This window comes from Kitasatospora sp. NPDC008115, from assembly GCF_042957205.1.
Classification (GTDB): domain Bacteria; phylum Actinomycetota; class Actinomycetes; order Streptomycetales; family Streptomycetaceae; genus Kitasatospora.
Map to the genome: position 1 here is coordinate 43,599 of NZ_JBIBHU010000013.1, position 20,041 is coordinate 63,639.

12 protein-coding genes are annotated in these 20,041 nt (G+C 73.0%); 4 read left to right on the top strand and 8 right to left on the bottom strand.

Annotated elements, in window-relative coordinates:
• Window positions 1-66: 66 nt before the first annotated feature.
• From ACFZBX_RS18075 to ACFZBX_RS18085, 3 genes are all read right to left on the bottom strand, one after another.
• Window positions 67-1,350 carry an NYN domain-containing protein gene (locus ACFZBX_RS18075; protein ID WP_391534726.1) on the bottom strand — a complete coding sequence of 428 codons (1,284 nt, stop codon included), beginning with the start codon at window positions 1,348-1,350 and terminating at the stop codon, window positions 67-69.
• Window positions 1,351-1,597: 247 nt separating this feature from the next.
• Window positions 1,598-2,626 (bottom strand): aspartate-semialdehyde dehydrogenase, encoded by a 1,029-nt coding sequence (locus ACFZBX_RS18080; RefSeq protein ID WP_391534727.1) that lies wholly within the window; start codon window positions 2,624-2,626, stop codon window positions 1,598-1,600.
• A gap of 98 nt (window positions 2,627-2,724) precedes the next feature.
• Window positions 2,725-3,615 carry a dihydrodipicolinate synthase family protein gene (locus ACFZBX_RS18085; protein WP_391534728.1) on the bottom strand — a complete coding sequence of 297 codons (891 nt, stop codon included), beginning with the start codon at window positions 3,613-3,615 and terminating at the stop codon, window positions 2,725-2,727.
• Between the two features lie 72 nt (window positions 3,616-3,687).
• On the opposite strand from ACFZBX_RS18085, the gene ACFZBX_RS18090 reads away from it, so the two are divergent.
• On the top strand, window positions 3,688-4,575 hold the full coding sequence (locus ACFZBX_RS18090) for a LysR substrate-binding domain-containing protein (protein ID WP_391534729.1): 888 nt from the start codon (window positions 3,688-3,690) through the stop codon (window positions 4,573-4,575).
• 46 nt (window positions 4,576-4,621) lie between these two features.
• Here ACFZBX_RS18090 and dnaE read toward each other — a convergent pair whose 3' ends face one another.
• Window positions 4,622-8,167 (bottom strand): DNA polymerase III subunit alpha, encoded by a 3,546-nt coding sequence (dnaE, locus tag ACFZBX_RS18095; RefSeq protein WP_391534730.1) that lies wholly within the window; start codon window positions 8,165-8,167, stop codon window positions 4,622-4,624.
• A 189-nt stretch (window positions 8,168-8,356) separates the two neighbouring features.
• Here dnaE and ACFZBX_RS18100 point away from each other — a divergent pair, with 189 nt between their 5' ends.
• The gene (locus ACFZBX_RS18100) at window positions 8,357-9,685 is read left to right on the top strand and encodes a DUF2252 domain-containing protein (protein ID WP_391534731.1); all 1,329 of its coding nucleotides are present in this window, start codon (window positions 8,357-8,359) and stop codon (window positions 9,683-9,685) included.
• On the opposite strand, the gene ACFZBX_RS18105 is transcribed toward ACFZBX_RS18100, so the two are convergent.
• Together ACFZBX_RS18105 and ACFZBX_RS18110 are read right to left on the bottom strand one after the other, a co-directional pair.
• Complete coding sequence (locus tag ACFZBX_RS18105; protein WP_391534732.1) at window positions 9,655-10,335, bottom strand: hypothetical protein; 681 nt, start codon at window positions 10,333-10,335, stop codon at window positions 9,655-9,657. The two genes, ACFZBX_RS18100 and ACFZBX_RS18105, sit on opposite strands and share 31 nt — an antisense overlap.
• A 162-nt stretch (window positions 10,336-10,497) precedes the next feature.
• The gene (locus ACFZBX_RS18110) at window positions 10,498-11,121 is read right to left on the bottom strand and encodes a dienelactone hydrolase family protein (RefSeq protein ID WP_391534856.1); all 624 of its coding nucleotides are present in this window, start codon (window positions 11,119-11,121) and stop codon (window positions 10,498-10,500) included.
• Between the two features lie 151 nt (window positions 11,122-11,272).
• Here ACFZBX_RS18110 and ACFZBX_RS18115 point away from each other — a divergent pair, with 151 nt between their 5' ends.
• Window positions 11,273-12,907: an alkaline phosphatase D family protein gene (locus ACFZBX_RS18115; protein ID WP_391534857.1), complete on the top strand. Its 1,635-nt coding sequence runs from the start codon at window positions 11,273-11,275 to the stop codon at window positions 12,905-12,907.
• A gap of 161 nt (window positions 12,908-13,068) precedes the next feature.
• Window positions 13,069-16,284 (top strand): LPXTG cell wall anchor domain-containing protein, encoded by a 3,216-nt coding sequence (locus ACFZBX_RS18120; protein WP_391534733.1) that lies wholly within the window; start codon window positions 13,069-13,071, stop codon window positions 16,282-16,284.
• Window positions 16,285-16,348: 64 nt separating this feature from the next.
• Here the strand turns inward: ACFZBX_RS18120 and ACFZBX_RS18125 are convergent, their stop codons facing one another.
• Together ACFZBX_RS18125 and ACFZBX_RS18130 are read right to left on the bottom strand one after the other, a co-directional pair.
• A complete protein-coding gene (locus ACFZBX_RS18125; protein ID WP_391534734.1) occupies window positions 16,349-17,194 on the bottom strand; it encodes an ABC transporter permease in 846 nt (281 codons plus the stop codon).
• 17 nt (window positions 17,195-17,211) lie between these two features.
• The gene (locus ACFZBX_RS18130) at window positions 17,212-20,025 is read right to left on the bottom strand and encodes an alpha/beta fold hydrolase (protein WP_391534735.1); all 2,814 of its coding nucleotides are present in this window, start codon (window positions 20,023-20,025) and stop codon (window positions 17,212-17,214) included.
• Window positions 20,026-20,041 lie beyond the last annotated feature (16 nt).

Below are 20,041 nucleotides of genomic sequence, written 5' to 3' on the forward strand. Positions count from 1 at the left end.
AAGACTCTACGCGGTGCAACGGGCGAAGCGGACAACGGGGCCCCGCCCCGGCTCCCGGGCGGCCGGTCAGTCGTCGACGACCAGGTCCCCGCCGGGGACGCGGGCGGCGAGCTCCTTCCAGAAGCCCGCCCGGATCGCGTACCGGTCGTGCTCGTCGATCTGGTCGTCCTTGTGCGCCAGCAGCCCGAAACGGGCGGCGTAGCGCAGCAGCTCGCCGTCGACCCGGTGCGGGATGCGCGGGTAGCCGGGCCACAGTACGGTGAGCCGTTCGGCGTCGCCGATCCGGCCGGTCCAGCGGCGGGCGAAGACCTGGCCGACCTCGTGGGCGTCGCCGCCGATCGAGGTGATGTCCTCCTCTCGGTCGGCCCAGCGCTGTTCGGCGGTGGTGAGCTGGGCGAGGGTCGGCAGGCCGTCGCCGGCGGTGACGGCGGGCTCGGCGACGGGCCGGTCGATCCAGCCCCGGTCGGAGGACCAGCGCAGCACCGGGCCGGTCTGCTGCTGGCCGTGCTGCTGGCCGTTCTGCTGCTGGGCGACGGCGGCCTGCCGGTCGGCGCTGCGCCCGGCGAGGTCCTTGGGGGTGGGGACGACCTTGAGCCCGGCAACGGCCGGCTGCGGGCCCCCGTTGACGGCGGGCGCGGGCGCGGCGGCGCCGGCCGCCACGGGTTCGTCGGCGACGGGGCCGCCGGGCACCTGGGCCGCGGGCAGCGGGCCGGGCAGGGCGCCGGGGGGCGCGACGGGCGGGGCGGAGAGGATCTTGGCGATGTCGTGCCGGGCGCCGGGACCGGGGAAGACGCTGGAGGTGTCGCGCAGGCTGAACGACCCCTCGATCCACTCGCGGTCCAGCACCCGCCGTTCGTCGGCCTCGCCGACGAGGTCCTCGGACTGGTTGAAGTCGCCGTCGGCGGCCTGCAGCGCCCAGAGGTGGACGACGACGCCGTGCTCCTTGGCGGACATCATGCCGGGCAGCAGGTCGCCGTCGCCGGTGATCAGCACGACGTCGGAGCAGGCCCGGTTGCGGGCGAGTTCGGAGAGCTCGGCGTGCATCGCGGCGTCGACGCCCTTCTGCACCCAGCGGCCCTCGGCCCTGGTGAGCGCGCCGAGCCGGACGGTGACCCGGGGCAGGACCCGCAGCCGCCGGTGCTCGGGCATCGGGCGGCGCTCGGGCGCGGCGTCGAACCAGTAGATCCGCAGCAGCGGCAGGCCGGTCTCGGCCTCGGCGCGCTCGCGCAGGGCGGCGATCAGCGCGGTGTGGTCGACGGTGACCTTGGAGCGGGAGGAGTCGCCGGCGAGCAGACTGGCGGCGGCGCCCAGCAGGTATCCGGCGTCCACCAGGACGACACAGCGGTCCATCGCGCACCTCTTTCCGCTCGCCCTCGGGGTGGGGCTCCGCCGGGTCCGACGGTGCCGGGGTGGGCGGGGTGCGCCCGGGCCCGGACGGCGTGGGGTGAGGGTGAGCCCGCAGCCGCCCGATCGTTGGGTCAGCTTTTTCCCCCAGATCCGCCCGCCGAACCTCGGCCGGCCGCCGCTTTCCCCCGCACAGCGCGCGGGCCCCCGTCCGATCCCGGACGGGGGCCCGCTGTCGGTGGGCGAGGGCCGCTCAGCCCTTGAGCTCCGCGGCGACCAGCTCGGCCAGCTGGACGGCGTTGAGCGCGGCGCCCTTGCGCAGGTTGTCGTTGGAGACGAACAGCGACAGGCCGTTCTCCACCGTCTCGTCGACCCGGATGCGGCCGACGTAGCTGGGGTCCTGGCCGGCGGCCTGGAGCGGGGTGGGGATCTCGCTCAGCTCGACGCCGGGGGCACCGGTGAGCAGCTCGACCGCGCGCTCGGGGCTGATCGGGCGCTCGAAGCGGGCGTTGATCTGCAGCGAGTGGCCGGAGAAGACCGGGACGCGCACGCAGGTGCCGGCCACCTTCAGCTCGGGGATGCCGAGGATCTTGCGGCTCTCGTGGCGGAGCTTCTGCTCCTCGTCGGTCTCGTTGGAGCCGTCCTCGACGATCGAGCCGGCCAGCGGGACGACGTTGAAGGCGATCGGGCGCTGGTAGACCTTGGGCTCGGGGAACTCGACCGCCGAGCCGTCGTGGGCGAGCGCGGCGGCGCCGTCGACGACCTTGGCCGCCTGGTCCTGGAGCTCGGCCACGCCGGCCACGCCGCTGCCGGAGACGGCCTGGTAGGTGGAGACGACGAGGGCGGCGAGCCCGGCCTCCTCGTGCAGCGGGCGCAGCACGGGCATGGCGGCCATCGTGGTGCAGTTCGGGTTGGCGATGATGCCCTTGGGGCGGTCCGCGATCGCCTCGGGGTTGACCTCGGAGACGACCAGCGGGACCTCGGGGTCACGGCGCCAGGCGGAGGAGTTGTCGATGACGACGGCACCCGCGGCGGCGGCCTTGGGGGCGAGCGCCTTGGAGGTGGCACCGCCGGCCGAGAAGATCACGATGTCCAGGCCGGCGTAGTCGGCCGTGGCCGCGTCCTCGACGGTGACCTCGGTGCCCTTCCAGGGCAGCGTGCGCCCGGCCGAGCGGGCCGAGGCGAACAGCCGCAGCTGCTCCACCGGAAGGTCGCGCTGGGCCAGGATCTCGCGGACCACGCCGCCCACCTGGCCGGTCGCCCCGACAATGCCGATCTTCATCCGACTACTCCTCTTTGAATCTTGCTGCTCACAGCCGCACTCCGCCCATCATGCCTTGTCAAGGCCGCCGGACGGCCCGGCATTCCATCCTGTGGTCGTCAGTGGTCCAGACCACTGACGAGTTCCAGCGCCCGCGCGACCTCCGCCGGCCCGGCCGGCAGCAGCGGCAGCCGGACGTCCGGCGTCGGGATCCGCCCCTGCGCGTGCAGCACCCCCTTGACCACCGCCGGGTTCGGCGCGGCGAAGGCCGCCACCGCCAGGGCGGTCAGCCGGTGGCCCAGCGCCCGGGCCCCGGCCGCGTCCCCGGCGCGCCACGCCTCGGCCAGCTCGACGAAGCGCCCGGTGGCCAGGTGCGCGGAGGCCAGGATGCCGCCGTCCGCGCCCAGCGCCAGCAGCGGCGCCAGCACCGCGTCGTCCCCGCCCAGCACGGAGAACCCGGCCGGCGCCGCGGCCAGCAGTTCCACCGCCGCCTGGTCCACCCCGCCGGTCGCGTACTTGACGCCCGCCACGTTCGGCAGCGCGGCCAGCTCCAGCAGCGCGGCCCCGGACAGCGCCTGCCCGGTCCGGTACGGGATGTGGTAGACGACCAGCGGCACCGAACTGGCCTCGGCCAGCGCCCGGAAGTGCGCGACCGTCCCGGCCTCGCCCGGCCGGACGAAGGACGGCACGGTGACCAGCGCGCCCGCCACCCCCGGCACCCGCCCGGCCAGCGCGGCCAGCTCCTCGGCGGCCGCGGCGGTGCCCGGCCCGCCCGCGCCGACCAGCAGCGGCACACCGCGCGCGGCGCAGACCTCCGCGCAGACCTCGGTGACCGCGCGCCGCTCGTCCGCGCTCAGCGCGGCCGGCTCGCCGGTGGTGCCGAGCGCGGCCAGCCCGGCCGCGCCCTCGTCGAGCACCGAGCCGGCCAGCTTCTCCAGCGCGTCCAGCGCCACCGAGCCGTCGGCCGCGAACGGGGTGACCAGCGGGACGAAAATGCCCTTGAGTTCCATGCCCACGATCCTCGGGTCCACCGATCCCGCAGGTCCAGTTCACGTTTCCGAAGCTTCTCGTAAGCTGAGCCGATGCTCGATGTCCGACGCCTGCGCCTGCTGCGCGAACTCGCCCACCTCGGCACCATCGCCGCCGTCGCCGAGGCGCTCAGCTTCAGCCCTTCGGCGGTCTCCCAGCAGTTGTCCGTCCTGGAGAAGGAGGCCGGCGTCGCGCTGCTGGAGCGCACCGGCCGCCGGGTCGCCCTCACCCCGGCCGGACGCAACCTGGTCCGGCACGCCGAGGCCGTGCTGGAGCGGCTGGAGCAGGCGGACGCCGAGCTCGCCCACGCCCGCGAGGGGCTGGCCGGCCCGCTGCGGATCGGCACCTACCCGTCGGCGGCCCGCGCGATCTTCCCCGCCGTCCTCGCCGAACTGGCCGGCTGGCACCCGGGGCTGGAGCCGATGATCACCGAGGTCGACCCGGCCGAGGTCGCGGCGGCGCTGCGCGCGGGCGAGCTGGACGTGGCGCTGGTGCACGAGTACGACCTGGTGCCCGCCGACCCGGAGCCCGGCCTGGCGGTCACCCGGCCGATCTTCACCGAGCCGATGTACCTGGCGGCCCGCGCCCCCGGCGCCGTCGCCGACCAGCGCGCCGAGCCGTGGATCCTCGCCCCGCCGGGCACCCTGTGCCACAGCATGGCCGTCCGCGCCTGCGAGGCCGCGGGCTTCGCGCCCCGGATCCGCCACCAGATCGACGACTTCGCGACCGTGCTCGCCCTGGTCGCGGCCGGCCAGGGGGTGGCGCTGGTCCCGCACCTCGGCATCGACCGGCCCCCGCCGGGGGTCGTCCTCACCCGGCTGCCGATGTACCGGCGCACCCGCACCGCCTTCCGCGCGGGCGCCGGCGCCCACCCGGCGATCTCCGCCTTCGTCTCCGCCCTGCACACCGCCGTGCCGGCCCCGCTGCGCAACTCCGCATAGCGGTGGGCGCCCGTACCCGGCCGGGCACGGGCGCCCACCGGGAGGATCAGTTCGTCCCGTTGCCCGCCAGGCAGCTCGGCCCTAGCAACTGCTTCAGGTCCCCGAACAGCGCCGGGTCGGACTTCACCCGGTGCCGGTCCAGGCGCAGCACCGTCGTCCTGCTCCGCGCCTCCAGCCGGACCCGGACCTCCGTGGTCCCCCGGTGGCTGCTCAGCACCTCGCCGAGCCGCGCCACCAGCGGGGGCGTCACCTTGCCGGTGGGGATGTTGATGATGATCGGCGCGTCGGCGTGCGCGTTCGACAGGTCCGGGACGGACAGCTCCATGCCCATCAGCCGCGGCACGTCCTCGCGCTTGTCCAGCTTGCCGCGGACGAACACCACCGCGTCCTCGACCAGCTGGGAGGAGACCAGCTGGTAGCTGGCCGGGAAGAACATGCAGTCGATCGAGCCCGCGAGGTCCTCGACCGTCGCGATCGCCCAGGCATTGCCCTGCTTGGTCATCTTCCGTTGGAGGCCCGAGATGATGCCGCCGATGGTGATGATCGTCCCGTCCGGCCGCTCGGCGAGGTCCGCGACCGCGCAGTCCGCCTTGTCGGCGAGCACGTGCTCGATGCCGTGCAGCGGGTGCGAGGAGACGTACAGGCCGAGCATCTCCCGCTCCTGGGTGAGCAGGAAGGACTTCTCCCACTCGTCCTCGGAGAAGACCACGTCCAGCCCGAAGCTCGGCTCGTCGCTCGACGTGTCGCCGCCGAACAGGTCGAACTGCCCCTCGGCCTCCTTGCGCTTGATGCCGACGACGTTGTCGATCATCGGCTCGAACTGCGCGGTCAGGCCCTTGCGGGTGTGCCCGAGCGAGTCGAAGGAACCGGCCTTGATCAGCGATTCGACGGTCCGCTTGTTGCAGACCACCGACTCCACCTTCTCCAGGAAGTCCGGGAAGGAGGAGAACTTGCCCTTGCTCTTCCGGGTCCGGATCATCGACTCGACGACCGGGCCGCCGACGTTGCGGATGGCGGTCAGGCCGAACCGGACGGTGGTGTCACCGTGCGGGGTGAAGTCCGCGTCCGACTCGTTGACGTCCGGCGGCAGGACGTTGATGCCCATCTTGCGGCACTCGTTGAGGTAGACGGCCGACTTGTCCTTGTCGTCCTTCACCGAGGTCAGCAGGCCGGACATGTACTCGGCCGGGTAGTTGGCCTTGAGGTACGCCGTCCAGTACGAGACCAGCCCGTAGCCCGCCGTGTGCGCCTTGTTGAACGCGTAGCCGGAGAAGGGGACGAGCACGTCCCACACCGCCTGGATCGCCGCGTCCGAGTAGCCGCGCTCCCGGCAGCCCTTCTGGAACGGGACGAACTCGGCCTCCAGGATCTCCTTCTTCTTCTTGCCCATCGCGCGGCGCAGCAGGTCGGCCTGGCCGAGCGAGTAGCCGGCCAGGATCTGCGCGGCCTTCTGCACCTGCTCCTGGTAGACGATCAGGCCGTAGGTGGGCCGCAGCACCTCCTCCAGGGGCTTCTCCAGCTCCGGATGGATCGGGGTGATCTCCTGCTGGCCGTTCTTGCGCAGCGCGTAGTTGGTGTGCGAGTTGACGCCCATCGGACCGGGGCGGTACAGCGCCAGGACGGCGGAGATGTCCTCGAAGTTGTCGGGCTTCATCAGGCGCAGCAGCGAGCGCATGGGGCCGCCGTCGAGCTGGAAGACGCCGAGCGTGTCGCCGCGCGCCAGCAGTTCGTAGGTCGGCTTGTCGTCCAGGGGCAGCTCAAGAAGGTTGATCTTGACGCCCTTGTTCTTCTCGATCGCCTTGACGGCGTCGTCCATGATCGTCAGGTTGCGCAGGCCGAGGAAGTCCATCTTGAGAAGGCCGAGGCCCTCACAGGTGGGGTAGTCGAACTGCGTGATGGTGACGCCGTCGGTGTGCCGGGTCCAGACCGGGATGTGGTCGGTCAGCGGCTCGGCGGACATGATGACGCCGGCCGCGTGCACGCCGGGCTGGCGGATCAGGCCCTCGATGCCGCGCGCGGTGTCGATCACCTTGCGCACATCGGGGTCGGTCTCGTACAGCCCGCGGATCTCGCCGGCCTCGCTGTAGCGCGGGTGGCTGCTGTCCGTGATGCCGGACAGCGGGATGCCCTTGCCCATCACGTCCGGCGGCATCGCCTTGGTGATCCGGTCGCCCATCGCGTACGGGTATCCGAGGACCCGCGAGGAGTCCTTGATGGCGGCCTTCGCCTTGATGGTGCCGTAGGTGACGATCATGGCGACCTTGTCGGATCCCCACTTGTCCGTCACGTACCGGATCACGTCACCGCGCCGGCGCTCGTCGAAGTCGATGTCGACATCGGGCATGGAGATGCGCTCGGGGTTGAGGAAGCGCTCGAAGATCAGGCCGTGCGGGATCGGGTCGAGGTCGGTGATGCCCATGGCGTACGCGACCAGCGAGCCGGCCGCCGAACCACGGCCGGGGCCCACCGCGATGCCCTGGCTCTTCGCCCACATGATGAAGTCGGCGACCACGAGGAAGTACGCCGGGAACCCCATCTGGATGATGGTGTCCATCTCGTACTCGGCGAGCTTCTTGTGCTCCTCGTCGTACCCGTGCGGGAAGCGCCAGTCCATGCCCTCCCAGACCTTGGACTTGAAGAAGTCCGCCTCGGACTCGAAGCCCTCCGGGATCGGGAAGCGCGGCATGAGGTTGCGGAACTGGAACATGCCCTCGGTGTCGACCCGGGAGGCCACCAGCAACTGGCTGTTGCGGCAGCCCTCCTGCCAGGCGTCCGACTGGTCCAGGGCGTACATCTCGGCGGCCGACTTGATGTAGTAGCCGGTGCCGTCGAACCGGAAGCGGTCCGGGTCGGAGAGGTTCTTGCCGGTCTGCACGCAGAGCAGCAGGTCGTGGGCGCCGGCGTCGGACTCGGTGGTGTAGTGCGAGTCGTTGGTGACGACCGGCGGGATGCCGAGCTTCCGGCCGATCTCGATCAGCCCGTCGCGGACCCGCTTCTCGATGTCGAGGCCGTGGTCCATCAGCTCCAGGAAGTAGTTCTCCTTGCCGAAGATCTCCTGGTACTCGGCGGCCGACCGCAGCGCCTCGTCGAACTGGCCCAGGCGCAGCCGGGTCTGCAGCTCGCCGGAGGGGCAGCCGGTGGTGGCCATCAGGCCGCCGGACAGCTCGGAGATCAGCTCCTTGTCCATCCGGGGCCACTTGACCAGCCAGCCCTCGGAGTAGGAGCGCGAGGTCAGCTTGAAGAGGTTGTGCAGGCCCTCCTTGTTCCGGGCCCAGATGGTCTTGTGGGTGTAGGCACCGGACGCCGAGACGTCGTCCCTCTTCTGGTGCGGCTGGCCCCACAGGATGCGCTTGGTGTTCGAACGGGACTCCGGGGCGACGTACGCCTCGATGCCGATCACCGGGGTGATGCCGGCGGCGGTGGCCTGCTTGTGGAACTCGGCCGCACCGTACATGTTGCCGTGGTCGGTCATCGCGACATGCGACTGGCCCAGCCGCTCGACCTCCTTGAACATCTGCTTCAGCCGGGCGGCACCGTCCAGCATCGAGTACTCGGTGTGAACGTGCAGATGCGCGAACGGCTGATCGCTCAAGGCGGGGCCTCCGTAGGCTCGGTGCTGGCAGGTGGGCCGGCGAACGCGCAGGTCACAGAAGGTGCCTGGAAACAGTTGCGGCCCGGGCCACTACCAGGGCCCGGACCAGCACTCACGCGTTCACGTTCCTACTCTAGCCTCCTGGGGCAGCTCCGTTCCCGGCCACCCGCCGAGCCCGAAGGATCCCGAATGTCGCACCAGCCCTCCCCCGCCACCGACCGTGCCGAGGCCGTACTCGGAGTCTTCGACACGGCCTTCGGCGACCTGCTCGCCCAGGACCCGGCGGCCTTCCGGGTGAAGTTCCGGAAGATGGCGGCCTCGGCGTTCGCGTTCTACCGGGGCACCGCCGCCCTCTACTACGCCGACCTCACCACCGCGCCTTTCTCCTCCTTCGCCGACCCCTTCCTCGACGAGCGCACCAGCCGGGTCTGGATCCACGGCGACCTGCACGCGGAGAACTTCGGCACCTACCTCAACTCCGAGGGCCGGCTGGTCTTCAACGTCAACGACTTCGACGAGGCCTACGTCGGCGCCTTCACCTGGGACGTCCAGCGCCTGGCCGCCTCGCTCGCGCTGATCGGCTACGCCAAGGCGCTCTCCGACACGACCATCACCGAACTGGTCACCTCCTTCGCCAACGCCTACCGCCGCCGGATCTCGGCCCACGTCACGCACGGCGACGCCGACCCATACACCCTGGACACCACCGGCGGCCCGATCCTGGCCACCCTCCAGCAGGCCCGGCTGCAGACCCGGGTCTCGCTGCTGGACGGCGACACCGTGATCGAGGGCTACGACCGCCGCTTCCGCCTGGGCGGCGGCGCGATCGAACTGGACGAGCCCACCAAGGCCGAGGTCCTCGCCGCCTTCGAGGAGTACCTCGCCACCCTGCCGCCGGCCTCCCGCACCCGCCCGGCGGCCCTGCGGGTCAAGGACGTGGTCGGCCGCCGGGGCATCGGCATCGGCTCCGCCGGTCTCCCCTCCTACAACGTGCTGCTGGAGGGCCACACGGACGCCCTTGAGAACGACGTGATCATCTACATGAAGCAGGGCCAGACCCCGGCCGTCTCGCGTCACGTCACCGACCCCGCGATCGCCGGCTACTTCGAGCACGAGGGCCACCGCACGGTGATCTCCCAGCGCGCCCTCCAGTCCCACAGCGACCCGTGGCTCGGGTACACCACCCTGCGCGGGCGCGGCCAACTGGTCGCCGAGGTGTCCCCGTACGCCACCGACCTCGACTGGCGCGACCTCAACGAGCTGCCCGACCTGCTGACGGTCACCGAGTACCTGGGCCGCGCCACGGCGACCATGCACGCCGCCGCCGACGAGTCGTCCAGCGGCCACACCCTGGTCCCGTTCTCCACGGAGCACGCCATCCACGAGGCCATCACCCGCGACGAGGCCGGCTTCACCGCGATGCTGGTGGACTTCGCCCACGCCTACGGCGCCCGGGCCCGCGCCGACCACCAGCTCTTCGTCGACCTCTACCGCAACAACCGCATCCCGGGCCTCTGACCCGTCAGGGCCGCCAGCCTCGCCGAGGCGGCGGCCCTGACCACCGCGCTCTCCAGCTCGTCGTCCCTGAGGTACTCCAGCCTCCCCCTCACCTCCACCCCGTCCGGAGCCCGCTCCACCCCCATCAACCGCGCGTCCTCCTCACAGTCCCAGAGACACTCCACGTAGATCCCGGCCAGCCCCGCCGGCTCGATCGCCGCCAACGCCTCCAGATACCCGGCCCGCTCGTACGAGTGCGGCGTCCACAACCAGAACCGCCGCAGCAGCGACGCCGCGCCGCGGGCCTCCACCCCGAACCCCGCCAGAGCCCGCGCGGTGTGCACCGGGCCGCACCAGCGCTGCTCCGCCCACTCCCGCTCCAGCCGCCCCACCAACGCCTCGACGTCCCCCTCGACGTCCCCGCCCTCCTCATGTCGCCGCCCCTCGGCCTCCCCGGCGACCTCCACCCCGACCCCGGCATCCCGAACCAACCGCGCCAGATACACCGCCCGCTGATCGGCCCCGTCCCACCGCCAGTCCCACCGGACGCACGCCTCGACCACCTCGGCGGTCCCCCGCGGATCCTCGGCGACCATCCGCGCCCCGAGCCCCCGCCCCCGCTGCACCATCCCGATCAACGACCCCGCCGGCGCGTACCGCCCATCACTCATCCTCGTCACACCCCCATCCTCCACCGGGGCCGACGCTCCGGCTCCCCTGTTCCTCCTCGAAAACACCTCCGCCCCGGCCGCCCGCAGGGCTGCGGGCGGCCGGGGCGCAACCGCGACCACGCACGTCATCGACCAACGTCATGGCCTGCGCCGGTGGTCTGCTCAGGCGGCGTCCAGCTCCGCCAGGAAGTCCAGGGCCACGGCCCAGGTCTGCTCCGCCGCCTCGGCGTCGTAGTCCGCCAGGTCGGGGTCGGTGAAGAGGTGGCCGGCGCCGTGGTAGCGGTGGATCTCGACGTCGGCGCCGGCCCTGCGCATGTTGAGGTACCAGGCGTTCAGCCAGTCCTCCGGCTCGAACGGGTCGGGCTCGGCGACGTGGAGCTGGACGGGGATGGAGGTGGCCGCGTCCTCGCGGATGTCGGAGGTGCCGTGCAGCAGGAGCAGGCCGCGGGCGTTCTCGTCGGCGAGGGCGAGGTTCTGGGCGAGCGAGCCGCCGAGGGAGAAGCCGGCGTAGACGAGGGCGGTGCCGGAGGTCAGCAGCGGGGCGGCGGTGCCCACCGCCCGGCGCAGCAGTTCCTCGCTGCCGACCTCCTCCTTGTACGCCATGCCCGCCTCGACGTCCTCGAAGGTCCGGCCCTCGAAGAGGTCCGGGGTGTGCACGGTGTGCCCGGCGGCGCGCAGCCGGTCGGCGGCGGTGTGGACGGCGGGACGCAGGCCGTACACGGAGTGCAGGAGCAGGATCTGGGCCACGGGGGAGGACTTCCTTGCAGCGGACGGGAACCGCTCCATCATCGCGCATGGCCGCCAGGTGGCCGCGTCCACCCGGCGGGGTGGCGGGACGTCACGCACCAGTGAATCGACGACAAACAGTCAGTTCGCCCTATGGAACAGCTCGTTACCCGCCGGTAGCCTGTCCGCCGTGACTGACCTTGTCAATGACATGACCGCCGCCCGCCCCCACCGCCGCCAGGTGCTCAAGGCCACCGCCATCGCCGCGGGCGCCGCCGCCCTGCCGCTGACCCTCGGCGCCGCGGCCCAGGCCGCCACCGCCCCACAGTTCCTGCACGGCGTCGCGTCCGGCGACCCGCTGCCGGACGGCATCCTGCTCTGGACCCGCGTCACCCCGGCCCCCGAGGCCGTCCCCGGCTCCGGCCTGGGCGCCGACACCGAGGTCCGCTGGGAGCTCGCCGCCGACAAGGGCTTCACCCGGATCGCGGCGAGCGGCACCGTGACCACCTCCGCCGCCACCGACCACACCGTCAAGGCGGACATCCGCGGACTCGCCCCGGACACCGCCTACTGGTACCGCTTCACCGCCGGCGCCACCACCTCCCCGGTCGGCCGCACCCACACCACCCCGGCCGCCGACGCCGCGCTCGACCGGCTCCGCTTCGGCGTGGCGTCCTGCGCCAACTGGGAGGCCGGCTACTTCTCCGCCTACCGCCACCTGGCGGCCCGCGGCGACCTCGACGCCTTCCTCTTCCTCGGCGACTACATCTACGAGTACCGGACCGGCGAGTTCTGCGCCGCCGGCTCCGTGGTCCGCCCGCACGCGCCCGCCCACGAGATCCTCACCCTCGCCGACTACCGCACCCGCCACGGCCGGTACAAGACGGACGAGGACCTCCAGGCCCTGCACGCCCAGGTCCCGACCATCGCGATCTGGGACGACCACGAGTTCGCCAACGACGCCTGGTCCGGCGGCGCCGAGAACCACACCCCCGGCGCCGAGGGCGACTGGGCGGCCCGGGTCGCCTCCGCCAAGCAGGCCTACTTCGAGTGGATGCCGGTCCGCCCGTCCGTCGCCGGCACCACCTACCGCCGCCTGCGCTACGGCAAGCTGGCCGACCTGCACCTGATGGACCAGCGCTCGTTCCGCTCCGAGCAGGTCAAGGTCGGCAACGGCGAGGTCGACTCGGCCGGGCGCACCATCACCGGCCGTGCCCAGATGGACTGGCTGAAGGCCGGACTCACCTCCTCCGACACCGCCTGGCGCCTGATCGGCAACGAGGTGATGATCTCGCCGGTCGCCTTCTTCTCGCTGCCGGACTACCTGCTGCGCCCGCTCGCCAAGCTGCTCGGCCTGCCCGGAGAGGGCCTGGCGATCAACACCGACCAGTGGGACGGCTACACCCACGACCGCCGCGAACTGCTGGGCCACCTCAAGGCGAACGGCATCACCAACACCGTCTTCCTCACCGGCGACATCCACTCGGCCTGGGCCTCGGACGTCCCGTACGAGGCCGCGACCTACCCGCTGTCGGGCAGCGCCGCGACCGAGTTCGTGGTCACCTCGGTCACCTCGGACAACATCGACGACTTCCTCAAGGTCGCGCCGCAGACCCTCTCACTGGTCGCGGCCGCCGCGATCAAGGGCGCCAACCCGCACGTCAAGTGGGTGGACCTGGACTCGCACGGCTACGGCGTCCTGGAGGTCACCCCCGCCCAGGCGCAGATGGACTACTACGTCCTCTCCGACCGGACCCGCAAGGACGCCACCAGCAAATGGTCGCGCTCCTACCGCACCAAGTCCGGCACCCAGCAGATCGAGCGGGTCTACTCCCCCGTCAGGTAGCCACCACCGCACCAGGCCCCGCCCCCGGCCACCCCCGGAGGGCGGGGCCACTGCCGCCCGGGGCACCCGGACGGAGCGGGCTCGTTCGTCCGGGCGATCCTTGAGTATCACTCAGAGCATTCATAACGTCACATTATGCGCTCGTCGCACATAGTGACGGCATGATCAGAAAATCCGGGGGTCCCCCGTGGCTCCGCGCCCGAACGGCCCGCCTCGTCACCACCATCGCGGCACTGGGAATCCTCGGCACCGGCCTGGCCGGCGCCACCGCCCAGGCCGCCGCACCACCACACCCCTCGGCCACCCCGGCCACCCCGGCCGCCTCCACCGCCAAGAGCGCCCAGACCGCCAAGGCCACCCCCGCCGCCCCGGCCGCCAAGACCGCCCCGGCTCCGGCCCGCGTCCGCGCGACCGGCAGCGTCCTGCTCGACGAGAGGTTCACCGACGCCACCGCCGACCCGCGCTTCATCGCCGTCGGCTCCGCCTGCCTCACCGGCGCGCCGCCCGGCCCGCTCGGCCCGGGCAACCACCCGCTCACGGGCTGCCCGGCCGTCGAGGTCGGACCGGTCCCCCCACTGGACAGCGCGCCGCTCGGATACCTCCGGATCACCGACTCCGCGAACGACCAGAGCGGCGCCGTCCTGTTCGACCAGGCGCTGCCGGCCGGCAACGGCCTGGACGTCACCTTCGACCAGTGGCAGTACGGCAGCACCACGCCCAACACCCCGGCCGACGGCATCTCCTTCTTCCTGGTCAACGGCGACACCTCGCTCGCCCACCCCGGCGCCTTCGGCGGCAGCCTCGGCTACGCCCAGAAGCTGCCCGACGACAACCCGAACCTCACCTTCCTGCCCGGCGTCGACCGCGGCTACCTCGGCGTCGGCCTCGACGTCCTCGGCAACTACTTCGGCGACTGGGAGCAGCGCGGCAACGGCTGCGCCCAGCGCTCGCCGGCCGGCACCGGGTTCCACGTGCCCGCGCCCGGCGCCAACATGGTCACCGTCCGCGGGCCCGGTGACGGCACCACCGGCTACTGCTTCCTGACCGCGACCACCAGCAACTTCACCACCACCGGCCCCTGGCCCTCCACCCTGCCGGGCACCCTCCAGGGCCCGCTCACCTCGCTGCCGCCCGGGGTGACCCCGGACCAGGCCCAGACCCTGCTGGAGCCGTCCCGCCGCCGGGTGAACGTGCACCTGACGCAGGCCCCGGCACCGGTCCTGACGGTCGGCGTCGACTTCAACGACGGCACCGGCGTGCACCAGGTGCTGTCCACCCCGGCGCCCGAACCGGTGCCCTCCACCTACAAGTTCGGCTTCGCGGGGTCGACCGGCCTGTTCACGGACGTCCACCTGATCCGCAACGTGACCGTCACCACCGACCAGCCGCTGCCCGCCCTGAACCTGGTCAAGCAGGTCCGCCGGCCGCTGCCCGGGCTGATCACGGCCGGCACGCCGCTGCCGTACGACTTCGTCGTCACCAACTCCGGCAACGTCGCCATCGACAACCTGGGCGTCAACGACCCCAAGGTCGGCCCGGTCAGCTGCCCGGTGTCCACGCTGAACCCGGGCGAGACCGTCACCTGCACGGCCACCTACCAGGTGACCGCCGCCGACGCCCAGGCCGGCCAGGTGGCCAACACGGCCATCGCCACCGGCACCTCCGACGGCAACCCGGTCGAGTCACCGCCCTCCTCGGAGAACGTGCCGGTGGTGGCGCCGCCGGGCATCAACCTCACCAAGCACGTCGACGCCCCGGGACCGTTCGCGGTCGGGGCCGTCGTGCCCTACAGCTACGTGGTCACCAACACCGGCGGCACCCAACTGGACTCCGTCGGCGTGACGGACGACAAGGTCACCGGCATCACCTGCGACGCCACCACGCTGGCCCCGGCCGGCAGCCCCGGCGACAGCACCGTCTGCCGCGGCAGCTACACCGTCACCGCCGCCGACGGCCAGTTCGGCTCAGTCACCAACCACGCCCGCGCCACCGGAACGTCGGGCGACCAGCCGGTCACCTCGCCGGAGGCCGAGGCGACCATCGAGATCATCGGGACGTTCGGGCTCGACCTGCGCAAGCAGGCCGACACCGCCGGCCCGGTGCACGCCGGTGACACCGTCCACTACACCTACACGGTCACCAACACCGGCTCGACGACGGTGAACAGCCTCACCGTGCGGGACGACCACGCCACCAGCGTGACCTGCGACCGCACCACCCTCGACCCGGGCGAGGCCGCCACCTGCCAGGCCACCTACACGGTCACCGCGGCCGACGTCGCCGCCGGACACCTGACCAACACCGCGCTGGCGGACGCGCTCGGCCCGCAGGGCCAGCCCGTGGAGAGCCCGCCGGCGCAGGTCGTCCTGCCGGTGGCGCCCGTCACCGCCGCGCTCACCCTCACCAAGACCGCCAACACCCCGGGCCCGGTCCACGCCGGTGACACCGTCACCTACACCTACACCGTCACCAACACCGGCGGAACCACCGTCACCAACCTCACCGTCACCGACGACCACGCCCCCGACGTCACCTGCGACCCCACCACCCTCAACCCCGGCCAGAGCGCCACCTGCCACGCCACCTACCAGGTGACCGCCGCCGACGCCCAAGCCGGCCACCTCACCAACACCGCCCACGCCACCGGCACCGACCCCCAAGGCGGCACCGTCCGCAGCCCCGACGCCCAGGTCAACCTCCCGGTCGCCGGCGGGGCGGCGAAGCTGGGCATCACCAAGACCGCCGACAACTCCGGTCCGGTCCGCGTCGGTGACACCGTCACCTACACCTACACCGTCGTCAACACCGGCGGATCCACGGTCGGCAACCTCACGGTCACCGACGACCACGCGTCGAACGTCACCTGCGACCGCACCACCCTCGACCCCGGCCAGAGCGCCACCTGCCACGCGACCTATGTCGTCACCGCCGCCGACGGCAAGGCCGGCCATGTGACGAACCGCGCCCACGCCACCGGCACCGACCCGCAGGGCGGACAGGTCCGCAGCCCGGACGCGGAGCTCTGCATCACCGTCGTCACCTGCCCGCCGAAGGGGAACGACCACAAGGGCTGCCCCGGTGACCACCCCAGCCACCCCAGCGGCCACCCCAGCCACCCCGGCCACGGAGGCGGCCAAGGGAACGGACCCGGAGGCGGCCACGACAAGCCCCACGACAAGCCCCACGACAGCGGCTCCGCCCCGCAGCCGACCCCGCCGCACCACAACGGCGGTAGCAGCCTGCCCGACACCGGCGCACCGGCCGCCGGCCTGATCGCGGCCGGCGGCCTGCTCGTCGCCGCGGGCGGCCTGCTGGTCCACCGGGCCCGGCGCCGCGCGGCGGCCGACACCGCCGACGCCACCGGCACCACCCCGTAGCACCGACCGGTCCCGCCCCCGGCCCCCGCGCAGGAGGCCGGGGGCGGGAGCGTTCCGCGAACCGCTACGACACCACGTCCTTGCGGGTGAACCCCCGGAAGGCGAGCGCCAGCAGCACCACCGCGTAGGACAGCGAGAGCGAGACGCCCTGCACCATGCCGCCCCACTCCATCCGTGGCTGCAGGGCGTCCGCCCACGCGTACTGCCAGTGCGCCGGCAGCCAGGCCCGCAGGTCGCCGAGCGCCGTGATCGCGTCCAGCACCCCGGTGATGATCGAGGCGAACACCGCCCCGCCGACCGCCCCCAGCGGCGCGTCCGTGGCGGTGGAGAGCCAGAACGCCGCCGCGGCGATCACGATCTCGCTCAGGAAGACGTACGCCACCGCGACCGCCAGCCGCGGCAGCGCCTCCCCGGCGGTCAGACTGGCCCCGGCCGGCAGCCGGAGGTCCCCCCAGCCGTACGCCATCGTGCCGACCAGCAGCCCGACCAGCGGCAGCAGCGCCACGGCCGCCGCCGAGAAGAGCAGCCCCACCAGGAACTTGCGCACCAGCAGCCGCGCCCGCGGCACCGGCGCGGCCAGCAGGTAGCGCAGCGAGGACCAGCTCGCCTCCGAGGCCACCGTGTCGCCGCAGAACAGCGCGACCGGGATGACCAGCATGAAGCCGGTGCCCATGAAGAGCATGGTCGCCGCGAAGTTCGGCCCGGACGAGGTGGCCAGCTCGATGAAGGTGGTCCGGTCGGTCCGCCCGGGGGTGCCCGCGACCGCGAACGCCGCCAGCACGACCAGCGGCATCGCGGCCAGCACCCCGCCGACCACCAGCGTCCGGCGGCGCCGCAACTGACGGACCACCTCGACCCGGAACGGCAGCGTCCGCCCGGCCCGGTAGCCGGCCGCGTGATCGGCCGACACCTCAGCTCCCACGGCGCTCACGCCGCACCTCCGATCAGCGACAGGAACGCGTCCTCCAGCCGGCGCCGCGGCCCGGCCGACTCCACCGGCACCCCGAGCCGCACCAGCTCGGCGAGCAGTTGACTGCCCGCCATGCCGTCCAGCCGGACGAGCAGTCCGCCCTCCACCGCCTCGGCCGACCCGACCCCCTCCAGCGCGGCCACCTTGTCGGCCGCCGCCGCCAGGTCCGCCGCCCCGAACGAGGCATCGGTGCCGATCAGCAGTTGCGCGCCCGCGCCGACGATCTCCGCGACCGCGCCGGTGGTCACCAGCCGGCCCCGGTCCATCACCACCAGGTCGGTGCAGCTCTGCTCGACCTCGGACAGCAGGTGGCTGGAGACGATGACGGTCCGCCCGGCCGCCGCGTACCGGATCATCACCTCGCGCATCTCACGGATCTGCGGCGGGTCGAGCCCGTTGGTCGGCTCGTCGAGGATCAGCAGGTCCGGCAGGCCGAGCATGGCCTGGGCGATCGCGAGGCGCTGGCGCATGCCCTGCGAGTAGGTGCGCACCGCCCGGTCCAGCGCCTCGCCGAGCCCGGCGATCGCCAGCGCCTCCTCCAGGTGCGCGTCCGCCTCGGGGCGGCCGGTGGCCTGCCAGTACAGCCGCAGGTTGGCCCGCCCGGTGAGGTGCGGCAGGAAGCCCGCGCCCTCGACGAAGGCGCCGACCCGGGAGAGCACCGGCGCGCCGGGCCGCACCCGGTGGCCGAAGATCCGGATCTCGCCGGCGTCGGGGCGGATCAGGCCCATCAGCATCCGCAGCGTGGTGGTCTTGCCCGCGCCGTTGGGGCCGAGCAGGCCGAGCACCTGGCCCTGTTCGACCCGGAAGCCCAGGTCACGGACGGCGTACCGGTCGGCGGCGCCCTTGTAGCGCTTGCTCAGGCCGGTGATCTGGAGCGGGACACCGGCGAGCGCCGGATCGTACGCCGGTCCGTGCGCCCGGCGCGCGGAGCGGGCCGCGCGCAGCCGTGGCACCAGCACCAGCGCGGCGGCCAGCGCGAGCGCCACCAGCGGCAGCACCCACGTCCGGGAGGGCAGCGGGGCCGCCTCGGTGACCAGGTCGTCCACGGTCGGCAGGGTCACCGGTCCGGTGACGGCCGCCCGGTAGGTGGCGGGCTCGACGGGCGAGGCGTACGCGAGGTCGGTGGAGGCGAGCACCAGCCGCAGCCGGTGCCCGGCGTCGAAGGTGTGGTCGACGGTGGGCAGCGCCACCGTGACGGTCCGGCCCTCGGGCGCGTCCGCGCCGGTCACCCGCAGCGGCGCGGACAACTGCTGCGGCAGGCTCTGCCGGCCGTCCGGGGCGACGTCGTACAGCTTGGCGAAGAGCACCGCGTCCGGCCGGTCGGCCCGCACCCGGACCGGTACGGTCGGCTGTCCGGTCAGGTGCACCGAGGCGTCCAGCGGCGCCGACTCGAAGGCGGCGAACTGGCCGGGGAAGTCCAGCGACAGCCCGGCGCCCAGCGAGGACGCCTGGCTGAGCGCGCCGCCGAAGCCGGGCAGCGCGGAGATGTTGGGCGGCGAGCCGCCGGGCGGGTTGGCGAAGGCCTGCTCGGGCTCGCCGGTGGGGGCCTTCAGGTCGAACTGCCGCGAGCCGGTGCCGCCGAGGCCCGGGTAGGCGTCCGCGGTGGCCCCTCGCAGCACCGCCTGGAAGCCCGTCGAGTCGACGCCGCCGGTCCGGGTCACCCGGAACCCCGCGCCGGTGTCACCCCCGTCGTCCTTCAGATAGCGGTCGAACCACCCCACCATCCGGGTGTCCACCCGCGCGCTGGTGTCGGTCGCGCCGTCGTGCCCGCCGGCGAACCAGTCCACCGCCACCGGCGCGCCGTTGGCGGCCACCGCCCGGGCGATCGCGTCGCCCTGGTCGAGCGGGAACAGCGAGTCCTGCTGCCCCTGGATCACCAGCGTGGGCGCCTTCAGCCGCTCGGCGACCGAGGACGGGCTGGAACGGTCGAGCAGCGCGACGGCCTCCGGATCGGCGCGCCCGGAGGTCGCCACCCGGTCGTACATCCGGCACAGCTCGTCCAGGAACCGGCCGCAGCCCACCTGTCCGCCGCCCTGATCGGGCGCCAGGGCTGGCCGCGCCGCACCGCCGGAGGGGCCGAGGTCGCCCACCGAGCCGGTGGTGAAGAAGATCCCGGCCCAGAGCCGCTTGAACACGCCGTCGATCGCGCCCGAGCCGCGCACCCCCTGCGGGAACAGCGCGTCGGCCAGGTTCCACCAAGTGATCGCGCTGGCCACGGCGTCGATCCGGCTGTCGTACGCCGAGCCGAGCAGCGCCACCGCGCCGCCGTAGGAGGCGCCGGTGATCCCCACCCGGGGGTCGCCGGTGGCGTCCAGCCGCACCTCGGGGCGCTGTGCCAGCCAGTCGACCAGGTGCTTGACGTCCTCGACCTCCCGGTCCGGCGCGTTCAGCCCGATCCGCCCGCCGGAGCGCCCGAAACCGCGCGCCGACCAGGTCAGCACCGCGTACCCCTGCCGGGCGAGCTCCTGGGCGCGTTCCCGCTCGCCCTCCTTAGAGCCGCCGAAACCGTGGCCGAGCAGAACGGCCGGGCGCGGGCTGTCACCGGTGGTGAAGAACGAGGTGTCCAGCTGGACGACCTGGGCGCTGCCGGGGGTCTCGGGCATCGCGAGGAAACGGTCCTCCTGCCGGACGGACTGCTCACCACCGGCCGCGACGGCCACCGCCGTCCCGGCCCCGGCGACGACCAGCAGGGCCACCGCCCCGGCCACCAGTCTCCGTCCGGCGGCCGTCCCACGGCCTCGCCACCGGCGCCATGCCCCACCGAGCTCCATGGCGGTGATCGTAGCC